The organism is Streptomyces durbertensis, assembly GCF_014156695.1.
GTDB classification, from domain to species: domain Bacteria; phylum Actinomycetota; class Actinomycetes; order Streptomycetales; family Streptomycetaceae; genus Streptomyces; species Streptomyces durbertensis.
Window position 1 is genome coordinate 1 of sequence record NZ_WMLF01000109.1, and the last position, 14,015, is coordinate 14,015.

Sequence of the window (14,015 nt, forward strand, 5' to 3'; positions counted from 1 at the left end):
ACCCAGACCCGGCGCTCCGCGGCCGAGTCCGCCGCGCGGTTCGGCGCGTTCCGGCGTGCCGTACTCGGCGGCGGCCCCACGGACGGCACCACGGACGGCGGCGCACCGCCGCGCCACGCCCGGCCGGCGCCGCCCACGCCCTCGACCCCTCCCATCCCGCAACCTCGATCGAAGGACGACGTCCGATGACCGCACACCTTGCCGGAGCCTCTGCACAGCGGCTACAGACCACCGGTAACGCGGCCGAACTCGGGTGGCTGCTGGAGAGCCTGCTCCAGCGCACCGCAGGCGCCCGGCACGCGCTCGTGCTCTCCCGGGACGGCCTCAAGCTCTGCCACACCCCCGAACTGACCGTCGACCAGGCCGACCAGCTCGCCGCCATAGCGGCCGGCATCCAGAGCCTGTCCCAGGGCGCCTCCGTCGAGTTCGGCGACGGCACCGGCGGCGTGCGGCAGGCGATGGCCGAGTTCTACGGCGGCGTGCTGTTCATCGTCGAGGCCGGCGAGGGCGCGCACCTGGCCGTCGTCGCCGACGAACTGGCCGACGTCGGCCTCGTCGGCCACAACATGAACGAGCTGGTCGAGCAGCTCGGCGAACACCTCAGCACCCCGCCGCGTCAGCAGGCCGAGGGCGGCGCCGCGTGAGGCGGCCGGGCCGGGACGACACACCGGACCGGCTCTACACCCTCACCGGCGGCCGCAGCCGCGCCGGCTCTGACGCCTTCGACCTGGTCACCCTGGTGGTCAGCGAGTTCGAGCCGACCCCCGGCATGCAGTCCGAGCACACCGCGATCCTGCGCATGTGCCGCCGCCCGACCGCCGTCGTGGAGATCGCCGCCGAGCTGCGGCTGCCCGTCAGCATCGTCAAGATCCTGCTGTCCGACCTCCTCGCGACCGGCAGGATCACCGCCCGACACCCACAGACCAGCCGGCAGCCGGCCCGACTGCCGGATCCCACCGTCCTGGAGCAGGTACTCGTTGGCCTCCGCAACCTCTGACACGACCGACCCCACGGGGCCGGTCCCCGCCACCGGGGCCCCCGACCCGGCCGCCGCGCCCGCCGGGCCGGCGCCTGCCGCCGGCCTCCCCTCCGACCGCACGCCGCTGCTCAGCACCGCCAGCAACGCGCTGAAGATCGTCGTCGTCGGCGGCTTCGGCGTCGGCAAGACGACCCTCGTCCGCTCGGTCAGCGAGATCCGTCCCCTCAACACCGAGGAGACGATGACGCAGGCCGGGCAGCACGTCGACGACAACTCGGCCGTGCTGGCCAAGTCCGCGACCACGGTCGCGTTCGACTTCGGCCGGATCAGCCTCAACGAGGAGACCGTCCTCTACCTCTTCGGCGCGCCCGGTCAGGAACGCTTCTGGTTCCTGTGGGACCGGCTGTTCGCCGGCACCCTGGGCGCCGTCGTGCTCGTCGACACCCGGCGGCTCGCCGACTCCTGGTACGCCATCGACCGGCTCGAACAGCACGGCACGCCGTTCATCGTCGCCCGCAACGACTTCGGCGGCCCCCACTACACCCACCAGGAGATCCGCGACGCGCTCGACCTGCTGCCGCACGTGCCGCTCGTCGACTGCGACGCCCGCTCCCGGGAGGACGGCAAGGCCGTGCTGATCGCCCTCGTCCAGCACCTGCACCGCCTCGCCACCGGCCAGGTCTACTAGCGGCCGGCCCTCGCGGGGACCCCGTCAGCCCTGCTCGGCCCGCTCGGCCCGCTCAGCCCTGCTCGGTGAGCGACTTCACGAAGCAGCGGCTCTTCGGCTCGTGCCGGTACAGCCCGAACTTGCTGGGCGCCGGCGAGTAGCCGCTGGAGGTGTACAGCTCGATCGCCTCGGGCTGCTCCGTGCCGGTCTCCAGCACCATGCGCAGCCGGCCGGCCGCCCGCGCGTCCTCCTCCAGTCGAGCCAGGATGCGCCGGGCCAGCCCCCGCCCACGGGCCTCCGGGACGACGTACATCCGCTTGATCTCGGCGTCGCCCTCCTCATAGCCCTCGCCGGCCGGCAGCTTCCCGCGCCAGCCGCCGGTGGCCACCGGCCGCCCCTCGTCGTCGTACGCGAGGAAGAACACACCGTGCGGCGGCGTGAACATCTCCGGGTCGAGCGGGGTGCTGTCGCCGTCGCTCTGGTAGCGCCGGGCGTACTCCTGCTGCACCTCGGCCTCCAGCTTCCGCGCGTCCGGATGGTCGTACCGGCGGGTGACGATCTGCATGAACGCATCGTATGTAGGGTGCAGGAATGCTCAAAGTGACCTCCGTGAACGTGAACGGGCTGCGCGCGGCCGCCCGGAAGGGCTACCTGCCGTGGCTGGCCGCGACGGACGCCGACGTGGTGTGCCTCCAGGAGGTCAGGGCCGAGTCCGCCCAGCTCACCGCCGAGGTCCGCGAGCCGGACGGCTGGCACGCCGTCTACGCGCCCGCGCTCGACCCGGCGGCCAAGGGCCGCGCCGGTGTGGCGCTCCTCACCCGCCGCGAGCCGGACGCCGTCCGCGTCGGTTTCGGCGTCACCGAGTTCGACGGCTCCGGCCGCTACCTCGAAGCCGACCTCCCCGGCCTCACCGTCGCCAGCCTCTACCTCCCCTCCGGCGAGGTCGGCACGGAACGCCAGGACGAGAAGGAACGCTTCATGGCCGCCTTCCTGCCCTACCTGAAGGAACTGCGCGAGCGCGCCGCCGCCGACGGTCGCGAGGTCCTCGTCTGCGGCGACTGGAACATCGCCCACCGCGAGGCCGACCTCAAGAACTGGCGCGCCAACCGCGCCAACTCCGGCTTCCTCCCCGAGGAACGCGCGTGGCTGACCCGCGTCCTCGACCCCGCCGACGGCGGCTACACCGACGTCGTCCGCGCCCTCCACCCCGACCAGGACGGCCCCTACAGCTGGTGGTCCTACCGGGGCCGCGCCTTCGACAACAACTCCGGCTGGCGCATCGACCTTATCGTCAGTTCGCCTGGCCTGGCAGAGCGCGCGGTGAAGGCGTACGTGGAACGCCCGGCGAGTCACGCGGAACGGTGGAGTGATCACGCGCCCGTGACGGCGGTGTTCGCCCCGTAGCACGGGGTGTGGAAGCCCCGCCCGGCCATGCTGCTCGCCGTCGCCGGACGGGGCCGCTCTACGGGCGCTTGACGTGCCTCACGGTGTCGGGCGGTACCGCCCACTCCCTGCCGCCTCTCTGGGGCCACAGGAACGCCACAGGGCGGGGACGGTGGCCAGGGGGTGGACACACGCCGATCTGGCCAACGCGGCGGGCGTTGATCCCAAGTCCGTTGAACGGTGGGTCAACCTCCGCTCGCCGCTGGGCCACGGTGCGCGCAACAGGCGCCACATCGACCAGGCCCCCGAGACCGGAGCGACCGCCGAACTCGGCGACGCCCGCAAACTCACGGCCGCAGACGACTCCTACGACGTCGTCCTCCTCGGTGCCCGGCGTGGGCCGTACTCAAGGGCACCGAACAGCACACCGGCGAACCGGTCCAGGACACACCCATGTTCCGCGCCGCCGTGGAAGCCGCGCGGCTGGCAGAGCCGTACCCGGACCTGCTGTCCGCCAGCTCACACATGCTCGCCACCGGAACCGCCCCCCACCTGACCCGTCACTCACCACAAGGGCGCTGACTGTCCCACCCGCGCACGCGGAGTCGCCCTCTTGAGCACACCGCGACATTCAGCCAGATCAGCAGCCTCTTCGTGCGTCCCGAACCGGTACCAAGAGCCGCTCCCAGGCGCCGCTAAGGCGTCCTGCGGCGTGGTCGCTCCCTGGCCAGATCGCCCCCGTACACACCTCATGTTTCGCTCAACTCGCTTCAGTTGTCGGACATGCGCGTGATCCACTCTCCGCGGAAACCCCTGGCGCACTGACCAGCGCCTGGGGCAATCTAGTACGGGAGGAACTCTCGCTGGGGACCAAGCACGCGTACATGGCTGCGGGAACCGCGCTCCTACTGTTGGGAACCACGTCTCCGGCAGCCGCCATGCAGATCGGAGCGCCTGCTTCGCCGGCTGCCGCACCCGACACGTTCGTCTCTGGTGTCGTGCAGAGGGATGGTCGCGCGACTCCGGCCGCGCGGGTTACCGCCGTCGCATGGCCGACAGCCGATGTCCTGGAATCGATGAAGGATGGCGAGACCGTTGACACGAAGGTGGTCTCCCGGGGGACCGCTGACGGCGCGGGGCGCTTCGCGCTTTCCCTGGACGAGCAGATTCTCGGCGACGATCACATCACCTCCGACGGGCAGGTGGACATAGAGCTCCGCGTCAACGACGGTCAGGAGCAAGTGTCCTGGAACTTCACGGTGAACCATGAATCCGGAAGACAGGGTGATGCCTGGGAGAACCCTCGGATTGCCATGGCCGCAGCTGATCGGGCCCCCGCGGGCAAGTCGGCCACCCATCTGAACATCGATCTCGGCAAGAACGCCTCGGTCACCGAAGAAGGCAACGAGCCTGAGACATGGGTCGGTGAGAACGGCGAGCCTCTGGCTCCCGCGGCGGCTGCCAAGGCAGCCCGAGTCGAGACGACCGCCGTTCCCTCTGCCAAGTCCGCCAAGGGCGCGGCCTCCGGGGAGGTCGGAGCCTTGTGCACATGGAGGCCCACTGACACCTGGTACCGCAATCGCAAGGAGCGGTTCGTGACGGTGGTCGGATCGAGTAGGGCTCCCGTCACGCTGACCCAGGAAGTGGGGAACTCCCACACCTTGGGCATAGGTATCAAGGGCGCGGCCAGCAGGACATGGAGTCAGAGCGGGACAGCTTCGAGGTCGTTCGGAGCCAGCTCGGAGGACACCCGCAAGGGCGCCTACAAGTGGCACAACCGAGTCAACTACCGCCAGTACAGGGGTACTGGTTGCAGCATCGTCGGCGACTCCTATCAGATTCGGCCTGTTGGGTACTACGCACTGGGCACCGATCCGGCAACGGTCAAGCGGCCGAAATGGACTTCTTGCACCCCCTACAGCTCCGGTACCCGGACGAAGACGAGTGGAAGGAACGCCACCTTCAGCACAGGCGTTGACACGCCGCACGTCAGCCTGAGCGCGCAGTCCGGATGGAGCAAGAGCACGAAGATGTCCTGGAAGATCTCGGGAAAGGTCAAGCTGTGCGGCAACACCAAGAACGGCTGGGCCAGCTCTCCGCAGGCAGGGGCGTACAACCGGTGACGTCGGCGCGATCCGTCCCCGTGGCGGTGCGAGAACGGTGAGATCGTTCACTTGGACCGCCGCTGTGATTGTTTCCGGGCTGCTGCTCTGCATGGGGTGTGCTGGGGAGAAGTCGGCACACGGGCCCCGTATCCCAGCTGACAACGGGTTCGCGGGCGTTGTCATGCCGGATCGTGCCGCGAACGCCCCCTACTCGTCGTACGACTGGACCCTGTGCATTGACAGGCCGGGCTCCGTGAAGGTCACGGATGTGTCGTTCGAGCACACCCAAGGCGGCTTGCAGGTCGAGGACTTCTCGGTGCGCAAGGCCGTTTGGAACACGGACGGCGATGTTGACGGAACGCTGTCGGCCCTGGGGTTCAAGCCGGGCAACTCCCGGGTGGACACGGTCTGCTCTGACTCGGCGTCCAAAGACGGTTCCGGTGACGGCGATGTGGGTACCGGCGAGCCGATGCAGCTCGCGCTGCAACTCAACAAGCCGACGGACCGGACGGCGCGCGGCGCGATTCTCGCCGTGACGTACGAGTCGGCCGGACAGACCCTGGTACACCGCCTGGGATTCGAGGTCGTCCTGTGCTCGGGCCCTGAAGACCTGCCCGAATGTGCTCTGGCAGGGGCGTCCGAGTACGACTGGTAGGAAGTGACCGAGGCGTGGTCCCACGCCGAAACGGGCGCTGGACGACTCCCTCGAGCCCGTCCAGCGCCCGCAGTGCGCACCGCGCGTGGGATCAGAGTCGGGGCTCGTTATGCCTCCCGATTTGCGGGCTGGCGCATCGACTACCACGTGGCCACCCCGGGCCTCGCCGCCACGGCCGTCAAGGCCGAGGTCGAACGCGCCCCCTCCCACCCCGAACGCTGGAGCGACCACGCCCCGGTAGCCGTCACCTACACCCGCTGACGCCTCCGCACCGCCGCCCCCGCCCGAGCGCCGCTCGAAGGCGCCACAGCCGACGGTCTCCCGTTCCGCCGCGAGCCGCCTTCGCCGGTAGGCGTTCGGGGGCGGCGGGCTAGCCGAGGAGTGCGGCCGTGCACTCCTCGGTGAGGTCCTCGGCGTACGGCGGCAGGGGCGTGCCCGCGCGCAGGTGGCGGCGGACCACGGACAGCGGCAGGTCGACCAGGGCGAGGGTCACGCGCGCCCGGCCGGGCTCGTCCGTGGCGCCGAGGCTCTCGGCGAGCGCCTTCAGGGAGGCGAACACCCGCTTGTTGCCCAGGTCGGCGCGCCGGGTGTGTTCCTCGGACCAGTCGGCGAGTCCGAAGTCGTCGGCGCCGTAGAGGAGGACGGCGGCCTCTTCCGGGTGGGCGCGACACCAGCCGACCACCTGCCGGGCGACCGCGCGCGCCGCCCGGCGGGGCTCGCTCTCCCGCACGAGGGCGGCGTGGCAGCCCTCCTGGAAGCGCTCGACCGTCCGGAGCCACGTCTCCGCCAGGAGCGCCGGGCGTCCGGCGAAGCGGTGGTAGACGGAGCCGCTGGGGGCGCCGACGGCCTGGGCGACCGCCGACATCGTGACGGCGGCCGGCCCGCCCGCGGCGGCGAGCCGGACGGCCGCGTCGAGAAGCTGGTCGGCGTCGAAGCGGGGTGGTCTCGCCATGAATCAGAGAGTAGCCTCTACTTTATTGGAGGAGAGTCTCCAAAACGATGAGGGGAGGGCCCATGGCCGTCTACAACGTGCACGAGCGCCTGCTGGTCGCGGACGAGGACGAGGTGGGAGCGCTCATCGACACCCTGGCGGCGGGGGAGAACGACCTGCTGTGGCCCCGCCGCGACTGGCCGCCGTTGGAGTTCGACCGGCCGCTCGGCCCGGGCGCGGTGGGCGGCCACCAGCCGGTGGGGTACACGGTGGCCGGCTACGTCCCCGGGCGCTGGATCCGCTTCGAGTTCACCCGGCCCCGCGGCTTCGACGGGTTCCACGAGTTGGCCGTGCTGCCGGCCGGCCCCGGGCGTGCCCGGCTCCACCACACCCTGACCATGTCACCCAAGGGCCTGGCCCGGCTCACCTGGCCGCTGGCGTTCCGACCGCTGCACGACGCGCTCCTGGAGGACGCCCTCGACCGGGCCGAGCGCGCCACGACGGGAACCGTCGCCCACCCGGCCCGCTGGTCGCCGTACGTGCGCCTGCTCCGCGCCGTCGCCACCCGTGGGCGGCGCCGCCCACGGGTGGCGACGGCCCTGAGCCGCCGCTAGCGGTTGCGGGGGTGCTGGCGGGCGGCGCGTTCGTTGCCGTGCTTGTAGGCGCCGGTCCAACGGGCCATCACCAGCTGGGCGTCCGAGCGTGCCACCTCCGTGAGGAACTCCGCCGCCCGCGGCCCGCGCAGCCGGGTCGCGACCCGGCCGTGGTGGGTGATGACAACGGTGCCGTCCGCCTGTTCGCTGTAACTGAAGCCCCCGGGTCGTCCCATGCCCGCAGCCTACGGCGTGCACGCGCCGCCGCCCCGCCCGGTGCTCCAGGTCGGGTCCGACTGTGCCGAGCGGGCGCGGGAGGTGTTCACCGGCGGAGCGCCGGGGCCCCGTCGGGATGTTCGGCGACCGCTTCGCCGAACACGGTGAGGAGCTCTGAAGGGCGAGCCCGGTCAGGCACCCTTGCCGCCGAGTGACGTCCCGGAGTGCGTGCATCGCGTTGCCCTGTCGCCGGTGCCTGCCGGGTGCTGCGCCGATGCACTCTCCGACTTCTTCCTACTTGCTTTGCTACTCTCGTGTGCATGGAACCCACTGGCGAGTACGAACGGGACGCGGGGCCCGCTCAGAAGGTGAGCGTGTCCATGCCGGCCGGTCGCGTCGCGGCGGTCAAGGCCCGGGTCGGGGCGCGCGGTTTCTCGGCGTACGTCAGCGCGGCCGTGGAGCGGCAGATACAGCGCGACCTGCTTGAGGAACTGCTCCAGGAGAAAGAGGCGGAGATCGGCGCCCCCTCGCCGGAGATCGAGGAGTGGGCTTCGGAGATCTTCCGCGACGCCGAGGCGCTCGCCGACGAGGCGGGCGACGAGGCCCACGGGCACGGGGGTGAGGAGTGGGGCGGGCGCGAGGCCAGCTGAGTCATGGCGTGCTGCTGCTGGACAGTGAAGGGCTCAGCAGGTTCATCAACAACGACGCTCGCGTCACCGCGCTGTTGCGGAAGGCCCAGTCCAAGGACACCTTGGTCGCTGTCAGTGATCTGACGCTCATCGAGGCGTGGCACGGCAAGCTGAACATGGAGCGTTTCCGCTGGCATGTTTCGCGGCTTCAGGTGCTTCCGGTCACCGAGGCGATCACCTGGCGGGCCATCGACCTCCTGCGCGATGCGGACCTGCATGGCCACAGGTACGCGATCGACGCCGTTGTCGCGGCGACGGCGTTGGGGTACTCCGGCCCTCGCGTTGTGGTCACCTCGGACGCGGATGACATGCAGAAGCTCTGTGGTGACCGGGTGCGTGTGGTTGCGGTGTGACACCGGGCGCCGAGCCGGCGCGTGCGCGACGGTGGGGTGACCGGTTCGGCGTAACCGTTCGGGGTGGTGGATCGTTGCGCCGGGTATGAAGAAGCGCAGCATGCTCGCGATCGCCTCGTTTGCCGTCGGTGTGGTGGCGTCGCTGGCGACGCCGACCGTTCAGCCTTCGCAGGAGTCGGAGGCGAAGAAGGACGACGGGCGCTCGTCGGCGCCGGATCTGGCGCTGGGCGCTGCCGAGGGCAGCGCCGAGATGGACGGCGGCAAGCGGGACGCCTGAGGCGCCCCGCGCCTCACCGCGCCCTACCCGCGGTCCGCGAGCCAGGCTTCGACCTCGCCGCGGACCTTGCGGTCCAAGGCCATGGAGAGTTCCGCCTCGACGACCTGTTTGGCGTGGGGGCGGAGGCGGTCGACGGCTTCGAGGACGTGTTCGGTGGCGGCGTCGTCGCCGAGCAGGTGCCGTTTGAGGAGTTCGGCGAAGAGTTCGGCGATGGTGTCGACCTGGGCGCGGACGTGGGCGCCGGTGGCGAGGACGTCCGCGAGGGGGATGCCTTCGCGGACGAGTGCGGCGGAGGCGTCGAGGAGTCGGCGGCTGACGTGCACGATCTCGTCGCCTTCGACGGACAGGTAGCCGAGGTCGAGTGCGGCGGAGAGGTTCTCCGGGGTGTCCTCGCCGGGGAAGTGGGAGGCCAGGTCCTCGGGGGTGAGGCGGACGGGTGTCTCCTCGGAGAAGCGCGGGGTGTGGGCTTCGGTGAGGCCGAGGAGTTCGGCGGCGCTGTGGGAGTCGCGGCCCTTCTCGAAGGCGGCGAGGAGTTCGGCGATGCCGCCGAGGGTGTGTCCGCGTTCGAGGAGCGCGGTGATGGTGTGCAGGCGGTTGAGGTGGTGGTCGTCGTACCAGGCGATGCGGCCTTCGCGGCGGGGTGGCGGCAGCAGTTTGCGTTCGCGGTAGAAGCGCAGGGTGCGGGTGGTGATGCCGGCGGCCTCGGCGAGTTCGGCGGCGCGGTACTCGCGGCCGGGCGCGGGCTGGCCGGCGTCGCCGGTCGGCGCCTGTCCCGCCGGGGTCGCCGGGGTCGGCGCGTTCGCCGGTGTGTGTTGCTGTTCTTCGCTGGTCCCCACACGGTCAGCCTATGTCGGCGGGCGGGCCGGAACCCCTGGTGCAACTCCCGGTAACTTTCGCGTCCCGCCCCCTACCGCTCGGTACGAAGCTGCTCTAGCCTGCGAATCGTGCCAGTGATTACTGGCACAGTCGGCGGGGGTGCGGACTCCGCCGGCGTCACATGGTCGGGACGCATGGTCGGGAGGCGGCGGCATGGCCGAACGCGAACAGGCGCGGCGCGCACAGGCGGGACGCGAACACGTACGGGTGGCGGTGATCGGATCGGGCTTCGGCGGCCTCGGCGCCGCCGTGCGGCTGCGCCGGGCGGGGATCACGGACTTCGTGGTGCTCGAACGCCGCGGCGGTGTGGGCGGCACCTGGCACGACAACACGTATCCGGGGTGCGCCTGCGACGTGCCCTCGCACCTCTACTCCTTCTCCTTCGCGCCGAACCCGCGGTGGCCGCGCAGCTTCTCCGGGCAGGCGCACATCCACGCCTACCTGGAGGGCGTCGCCGACAACTACGGGCTGCGTCCGCACATCCGGCCGCACCACGACGTCGAACAGTTGACCTGGGACGAGGACGAGCTGCGCTGGGTGGTCGAGACGTCCCGGGGCACGCTCACCGCCGACGTCGTGGTCTCCGCGACCGGGCCGCTGTCGGATCCGAAGATCCCCGACATCCCGGGCCTGGAGGGATTCGGTGGCAAGGTCTTCCACTCCGCGGAGTGGGACCACGACTACGACCTGCGCGGCAAGCGCGTCGCGATGATCGGCACGGGCGCGTCGGCGATCCAGATCGTCCCCGCCATCCAGCCGACCGTCGGCCGCCTCACCCTCTTCCAGCGCACGCCGCCGTGGGTCATGCCGCGCGTCGACCGCCGCATCAGCGGGCTGGAACACTGGCTGCACGCGAAGGTGCCGATGAGCGCGACGCTGCGCCGGCAGATCCTGTGGGGCGTGCGGGAACTCCAGGTCAGCGCCTTCACCAAGCGGCCGCAGGAACTGGGCCTGGTGCAGCGGCTGGCGCTGGCGCACATGCGCCGGGCGATCAAGGACCCGGAGACGCGGCGCCGGCTCACGCCCGACTACCGGATCGGCTGCAAGCGCATCCTGCTGTCCAACGACTACTACCCGGCGCTGGCGAAGCCCAACGTCGACCTGGTCGCGTCGGGGCTGAAGGAGGTGCGCGGCAACACGCTCGTCGCGGCCGACGGCACCGAGACCGAGGTGGACGCCGTCGTCTTCGGCACCGGCTTCCACGTCACGGACATGCCGATCGCCCGCAAGGTCAAGGGCGCCGGCGGCGTGACCCTGGCGGAGGCGTGGAAGGACGGCATGGAGTCGCTGCGCGGCGCCAGCGCGGCCGGCTTCCCCAACTTCCTGACGATCATCGGCCCCAACACCGGGCTCGGCAACAGCTCGATGATCCTCATGATCGAGGCCCAGCTGAACTACATGGTGGACCACCTGCGGCAGATGGACGTGCTCGGTGGCCGGGTGGCGCTCGACGCGCGGCCGTCCGCCGTGCACGCATGGAACAAGTTCGTGCAGGACCGGATGCGGCGCACGGTGTGGACCACCGGCGGCTGCGACAGCTGGTACCTGGACGCGAACGGCCGCAACACCACGGTGTGGCCGGGCACCACCGGCGAGTTCCGCCGCCTCACGCGGGAGGTCCGGTTGGAGGAGTACGCGGTGCTGCGGCCGAAGGCGCGGGCCGTGGGCGGGGTGCCGGGGCCCGCCGGTCGTTCGTCGAAGCAGGAGGCTGCCGCATGAGCCGTGAACGCCACGCCACGACAGGCGTGTTCGCCCCGCCGAGACCGGACCGGGAGCTGACCGTCACCGCCCCCGACGGGCTGCTGCTGCACGCCGAGAGCCACGGTCCCGCCGACGGCCCGCCGGTGGTGCTCGCCCACGGCTGGACCTGCTCGACGGCGTTCTGGGCCCCGGTGATCCGGGACCTCACCGCCGACGGCCACCGCGTCGTCGTCTACGACCAGCGGGGGCACGGCCGCAGTCCGGCCGGGCTCGGCGGCGGGCCGACCGGCTACAGCACCGCCACGCTCGCCGACGACCTGTGCGCCGTGCTCGACGCGGTGCTGGCGCCCGGTGAGAAGGCCGTCGTCGGCGGGCACTCGATGGGCGGCATGACCCTGATGGCGGCCGCAGGAAGCCCCGAACTCAGGGAGCACGCCGCCGCGTTGATGCTGTGCAGCACGGGGGCGCAACGGCTGCCCGGGGACTCGCGGGTGGTGCCGGTGCCGTTCGCCCGGTTGCGTGGGCCGGCGCACAGGCTGCTGCTGACCGCCACGCTGCCGCTCGGCCCGGTCACCCCGCTCGGACGGAAGATGATCAAGTACGCGACGATGGGCCCGGACGCCGCCCCGGAGGCGGTGGACGCCGCCGCCCGGATCGTGCACGGCTGCCCGCGTCGGGTGCGGGCCGCGTGGGGCGGGGTGCTGGCCGGTCTCGACCTCACCGCGAGAGTGGCGGCACTGGACGTGCCGACGGCCGTCGTCGCCGGTACCAGGGACCGGCTCACCCCCTACCCGCACGCCCGCCGGCTGGCGGCCGCGCTGCCCCACCTCACCGAGCTGCACCGGCTGCCCGGCCTCGGCCACATGACGCCGCTGGAGGCGCCGGACGCGGTCGCCGGGGTGCTGAGAGGCCTGGCGACCGACCACCTCCGCCCGTCGGAGGCCGACAGGACGCCCCGGCCAGACGCACACGAACAGACCGACCGCGGAGCCGGCAAGCGCGGGACCGCGAAGCGCCGAGCCGTCAAGGAGGGTTCATGAGCCGCACGGTGTTGGACGGCCAGGTTGTCGTGGTGACGGGCGCCGCGCGCGGGGTGGGCGAACTGCTCGCCCGCAAGCTCGCCGCACGCGGCGCCCGGCTGGCGCTGGTCGGCCTGGAACCGGAGGAGTTGAAGCGGGTCTGCGCGGCCCTGCCGACCGACTCCGACCACTGGCACGCCGACGTCACCGACCACGTCGCGATGGCGGAGGTCGCGCAGGAGGTGAAGGCGCGCTTCGGCAAGGTGGACGTGGTGATCGCCAACGCCGGTGTCGCGCAGGGCGGGCCGTTCGCCGACAGCGACCCGGCCGCCTGGCGGCGGGTCGTCGAGGTCAACCTGATCGGCTCGGCGGTCACCGGGCGGGCGTTCCTGCCGCTGCTCACGGAGTCGCGCGGGTACCTGCTCCAGATCGCCTCGCTCGCCGCGATCACGGCCGCGCCGATGATGACCGCGTACTGCGCCTCGAAGTCCGGGGTGGAGGCGTTCGCGCACAGCCTGCGCGCGGAGGTCGCGCACCGGGGCGTCAAGGTGGGTGTGGCGTACCTGAGTTGGACGGACACCGACATGGTGCGCGGGGCCGACGAGGACGAGGTGCTGCGCGACGTGCGGCGCAGACTGCCGTGGCCGGCGAACAAGACGTACGAGCTGAGTCCGGCGGTCGACCGGATCGTCTCGGGCGTGGAGCGGCGGGCGGCGCACGTGTACGCGCAGTGGTGGCTGCGCGGCATGCAGCCGATCCGGGGCTACCTGCCCTCGTTCATCGGCGTCTTCGGGCCCCGTCAACTGGCCGGGGTGCAGGAGAAGTTGGCTGGCCGTGGCGGTGCTCCGCGCGGTCTGGTCGGCGCCGGCGGCGCGGCCGACGAGAAGGAACGGCGGGGATAGGACGAGGGCCGGGCCGTACGGCCCGGCCAGGGAGACCGCGGGGAGGCGGGGCGTCCGGCGGAGGGTTCGCCGGGCGTGACCGGGGGCGCGTCCGGCGACGGACGCGCCCCCGGTGCCGGCTACGCGGCGGTGCCGGCTACGCGGCGTCGCCCGCCGGTGCTCGGCCTCAGCGCTCGTCCCAGGCGTCGTCCAGGCTCTCCTGGTGCCCGGTGCGGCGCTCGGTCGGGCCGGTGCGGCCCTGCCGCTCGCGGGCGCCCGGGTCGGGGGCGCCGCGTTCTCGGGTGCCCTCGCGCTGGGGCTCCCGGCTGCCGCGCTCCGGCTCCCGGCTGCCGCGCTCGGGCTGCCGCTGCCGCTCGCCCTGCGCGCCGCGCTGACCGCCGCCGGGCGAGCCGCGTTCCGCGCCGCCCTGCTGCCGGCCGCCCTGTTCCTGGGCTCGGCGCTGCTGTTCCTTCTCGGCGCGGTCGCCGAACGCTTCCTTCGCCCGGTCCGCCGCCTGCTGCGCCTTGTCCCGGAACTGGTCTGACATGCCCATGTGTCACTCCCAAATGTGGTTCGAGTGGGCCGTGAAACAGCCTTGCACGGGGTGACATCCACCGCATTCCGGACAGGTCCGGCCAGGTGGCGGCCCGCGCCAACCCCCCGGCAGTCAGGCCATGTTCAATCCTGTCT

The 14,015-nt window shown here is 71.8% G+C and carries 18 protein-coding genes and 3 pseudogenes; 16 read left to right on the plus strand and 5 right to left on the minus strand.

Annotated features, from left to right (window positions below; translation table 11 throughout):
* From GL263_RS28315 to GL263_RS10085, 4 genes and pseudogenes are all read left to right on the plus strand, one after another.
* Positions 1-189 (plus strand): annotated as a pseudogene (locus tag GL263_RS28315) (hypothetical protein); the annotation flags it as partial.
* Entirely contained in the window at positions 186-644 is a 459-nt protein-coding gene (locus GL263_RS28320) for a roadblock/LC7 domain-containing protein (protein ID WP_182855265.1), read from the plus strand. The pseudogene GL263_RS28315 and the gene GL263_RS28320, both read left to right, overlap by 4 nt.
* Entirely contained in the window at positions 641-997 is a 357-nt protein-coding gene (locus GL263_RS28325) for a DUF742 domain-containing protein (RefSeq protein ID WP_182855266.1), read from the plus strand. Before GL263_RS28320 ends, GL263_RS28325 begins: the two co-directional genes overlap by 4 nt.
* Before the next feature lie 106 nt (positions 998-1,103).
* Complete coding sequence (locus GL263_RS10085; protein ID WP_182855281.1) at positions 1,104-1,667, plus strand: GTP-binding protein; 564 nt, start codon at positions 1,104-1,106, stop codon at positions 1,665-1,667.
* Between the two features lie 52 nt (positions 1,668-1,719).
* On the opposite strand, the gene GL263_RS10090 is transcribed toward GL263_RS10085, so the two are convergent.
* Entirely contained in the window at positions 1,720-2,211 is a 492-nt protein-coding gene (locus GL263_RS10090; RefSeq protein ID WP_182855267.1) for a GNAT family N-acetyltransferase, read from the minus strand.
* 26 nt (positions 2,212-2,237) lie between these two features.
* Between GL263_RS10090 and xth the strand changes: the two genes are divergently transcribed.
* The 5 genes and pseudogenes from xth to GL263_RS10110 form a co-directional block, all read left to right on the plus strand.
* Positions 2,238-3,050: an exodeoxyribonuclease III gene (gene xth / locus GL263_RS10095; protein ID WP_182855268.1), complete on the plus strand. Its 813-nt coding sequence runs from the start codon at positions 2,238-2,240 to the stop codon at positions 3,048-3,050.
* 118 nt (positions 3,051-3,168) lie between these two features.
* Positions 3,169-3,291: pseudogene (locus GL263_RS28330) on the plus strand (XRE family transcriptional regulator); the annotation flags it as partial.
* Between the two features lie 814 nt (positions 3,292-4,105).
* Entirely contained in the window at positions 4,106-5,152 is a 1,047-nt protein-coding gene (locus tag GL263_RS10100) for a hypothetical protein (RefSeq protein ID WP_182855269.1), read from the plus strand.
* Positions 5,153-5,387: 235 nt separating this feature from the next.
* A complete protein-coding gene (locus GL263_RS10105; RefSeq protein ID WP_182855270.1) occupies positions 5,388-5,789 on the plus strand; it encodes a hypothetical protein in 402 nt (133 codons plus the stop codon).
* Between the two features lie 123 nt (positions 5,790-5,912).
* Positions 5,913-6,050 (plus strand): annotated as a pseudogene (locus tag GL263_RS10110) (exodeoxyribonuclease III); the annotation flags it as partial.
* A 109-nt stretch (positions 6,051-6,159) separates the two neighbouring features.
* Here the strand turns inward: GL263_RS10110 and GL263_RS10115 are convergent.
* On the minus strand, positions 6,160-6,741 hold the full coding sequence (locus GL263_RS10115) for a TetR family transcriptional regulator (protein ID WP_182855271.1): 582 nt from the start codon (positions 6,739-6,741) through the stop codon (positions 6,160-6,162).
* A gap of 62 nt (positions 6,742-6,803) precedes the next feature.
* On the opposite strand from GL263_RS10115, the gene GL263_RS10120 reads away from it, so the two are divergent.
* On the plus strand, positions 6,804-7,334 hold the full coding sequence (locus GL263_RS10120; protein ID WP_182855272.1) for an SRPBCC family protein: 531 nt from the start codon (positions 6,804-6,806) through the stop codon (positions 7,332-7,334).
* Here GL263_RS10120 and GL263_RS10125 read toward each other — a convergent pair.
* A complete protein-coding gene (locus GL263_RS10125; RefSeq protein ID WP_182855273.1) occupies positions 7,331-7,549 on the minus strand; it encodes a hypothetical protein in 219 nt (72 codons plus the stop codon). The genes GL263_RS10120 and GL263_RS10125 overlap by 4 nt on opposite strands.
* 300 nt (positions 7,550-7,849) lie before the next feature.
* Between GL263_RS10125 and GL263_RS10130 the strand changes: the two genes are divergently transcribed.
* The 3 genes from GL263_RS10130 (at position 7,850) to GL263_RS10140 (ending at position 8,848) form a co-directional block, all read left to right on the plus strand.
* Positions 7,850-8,179 carry a hypothetical protein gene (locus GL263_RS10130; RefSeq protein WP_182855274.1) on the plus strand — a complete coding sequence of 110 codons (330 nt, stop codon included), beginning with the start codon at positions 7,850-7,852 and terminating at the stop codon, positions 8,177-8,179.
* Between the two features lie 8 nt (positions 8,180-8,187).
* Positions 8,188-8,571, plus strand: a complete 384-nt coding sequence (locus GL263_RS10135; protein WP_323379330.1) for a type II toxin-antitoxin system VapC family toxin — start codon at positions 8,188-8,190, stop codon at positions 8,569-8,571.
* A gap of 85 nt (positions 8,572-8,656) precedes the next feature.
* The gene (locus GL263_RS10140) at positions 8,657-8,848 is read left to right on the plus strand and encodes a hypothetical protein (RefSeq protein WP_182855275.1); all 192 of its coding nucleotides are present in this window, start codon (positions 8,657-8,659) and stop codon (positions 8,846-8,848) included.
* Between the two features lie 23 nt (positions 8,849-8,871).
* Here the strand turns inward: GL263_RS10140 and GL263_RS10145 are convergent, their stop codons facing one another.
* Entirely contained in the window at positions 8,872-9,684 is an 813-nt protein-coding gene (locus tag GL263_RS10145; protein ID WP_182855276.1) for a MerR family transcriptional regulator, read from the minus strand.
* A 193-nt stretch (positions 9,685-9,877) separates the two neighbouring features.
* Here GL263_RS10145 and GL263_RS10150 point away from each other — a divergent pair, with 193 nt between their 5' ends.
* The 3 genes from GL263_RS10150 to GL263_RS10160 are packed head-to-tail and all read left to right on the plus strand — an operon-like array spanning position 9,878 to position 13,346.
* The gene (locus GL263_RS10150; protein WP_182855277.1) at positions 9,878-11,443 is read left to right on the plus strand and encodes a flavin-containing monooxygenase; all 1,566 of its coding nucleotides are present in this window, start codon (positions 9,878-9,880) and stop codon (positions 11,441-11,443) included.
* Positions 11,440-12,465: an alpha/beta fold hydrolase gene (locus tag GL263_RS10155; protein WP_182855278.1), complete on the plus strand. Its 1,026-nt coding sequence runs from the start codon at positions 11,440-11,442 to the stop codon at positions 12,463-12,465. The genes GL263_RS10150 and GL263_RS10155 overlap by 4 nt, the downstream gene beginning before the upstream one ends.
* Positions 12,462-13,346, plus strand: a complete 885-nt coding sequence (locus GL263_RS10160) for an SDR family oxidoreductase (RefSeq protein WP_182855279.1) — start codon at positions 12,462-12,464, stop codon at positions 13,344-13,346. Before GL263_RS10155 ends, GL263_RS10160 begins: the two co-directional genes overlap by 4 nt.
* A 166-nt stretch (positions 13,347-13,512) precedes the next feature.
* Here GL263_RS10160 and GL263_RS10165 read toward each other — a convergent pair whose 3' ends face one another.
* Entirely contained in the window at positions 13,513-13,878 is a 366-nt protein-coding gene (locus GL263_RS10165) for a hypothetical protein (RefSeq protein WP_182855280.1), read from the minus strand.
* Positions 13,879-14,015 lie beyond the last annotated feature (137 nt).

Excerpts from the sequence above, each read along its gene's own strand:
- GL263_RS28320 (WP_182855265.1), top strand. The coding sequence starts at position 186 with ATGACCGCACACCTTGCCGGAGCCTCTGCACAGCGGCTACAGACCACC.
- GL263_RS10090 (WP_182855267.1), bottom strand. The coding sequence starts at position 2,211 with ATGCAGATCGTCACCCGCCGGTACGACCATCCGGACGCGCGGAAGCTG.
- xth (WP_182855268.1), top strand. The coding sequence starts at position 2,238 with ATGCTCAAAGTGACCTCCGTGAACGTGAACGGGCTGCGCGCGGCCGCC.
- GL263_RS10100 (WP_182855269.1), top strand. The coding sequence starts at position 4,106 with ATGAAGGATGGCGAGACCGTTGACACGAAGGTGGTCTCCCGGGGGACC.
- GL263_RS10115 (WP_182855271.1), bottom strand. The coding sequence starts at position 6,741 with ATGGCGAGACCACCCCGCTTCGACGCCGACCAGCTTCTCGACGCGGCC.
- GL263_RS10120 (WP_182855272.1), top strand. The coding sequence starts at position 6,804 with ATGGCCGTCTACAACGTGCACGAGCGCCTGCTGGTCGCGGACGAGGAC.
- GL263_RS10125 (WP_182855273.1), bottom strand. The coding sequence starts at position 7,549 with ATGGGACGACCCGGGGGCTTCAGTTACAGCGAACAGGCGGACGGCACC.
- GL263_RS10130 (WP_182855274.1), top strand. The coding sequence starts at position 7,850 with ATGGAACCCACTGGCGAGTACGAACGGGACGCGGGGCCCGCTCAGAAG.
- GL263_RS10140 (WP_182855275.1), top strand. The coding sequence starts at position 8,657 with ATGAAGAAGCGCAGCATGCTCGCGATCGCCTCGTTTGCCGTCGGTGTG.
- GL263_RS10150 (WP_182855277.1), top strand. The coding sequence starts at position 9,878 with ATGGCCGAACGCGAACAGGCGCGGCGCGCACAGGCGGGACGCGAACAC.
- GL263_RS10155 (WP_182855278.1), top strand. The coding sequence starts at position 11,440 with ATGAGCCGTGAACGCCACGCCACGACAGGCGTGTTCGCCCCGCCGAGA.
- GL263_RS10160 (WP_182855279.1), top strand. The coding sequence starts at position 12,462 with ATGAGCCGCACGGTGTTGGACGGCCAGGTTGTCGTGGTGACGGGCGCC.
- GL263_RS10165 (WP_182855280.1), bottom strand. The coding sequence starts at position 13,878 with ATGGGCATGTCAGACCAGTTCCGGGACAAGGCGCAGCAGGCGGCGGAC.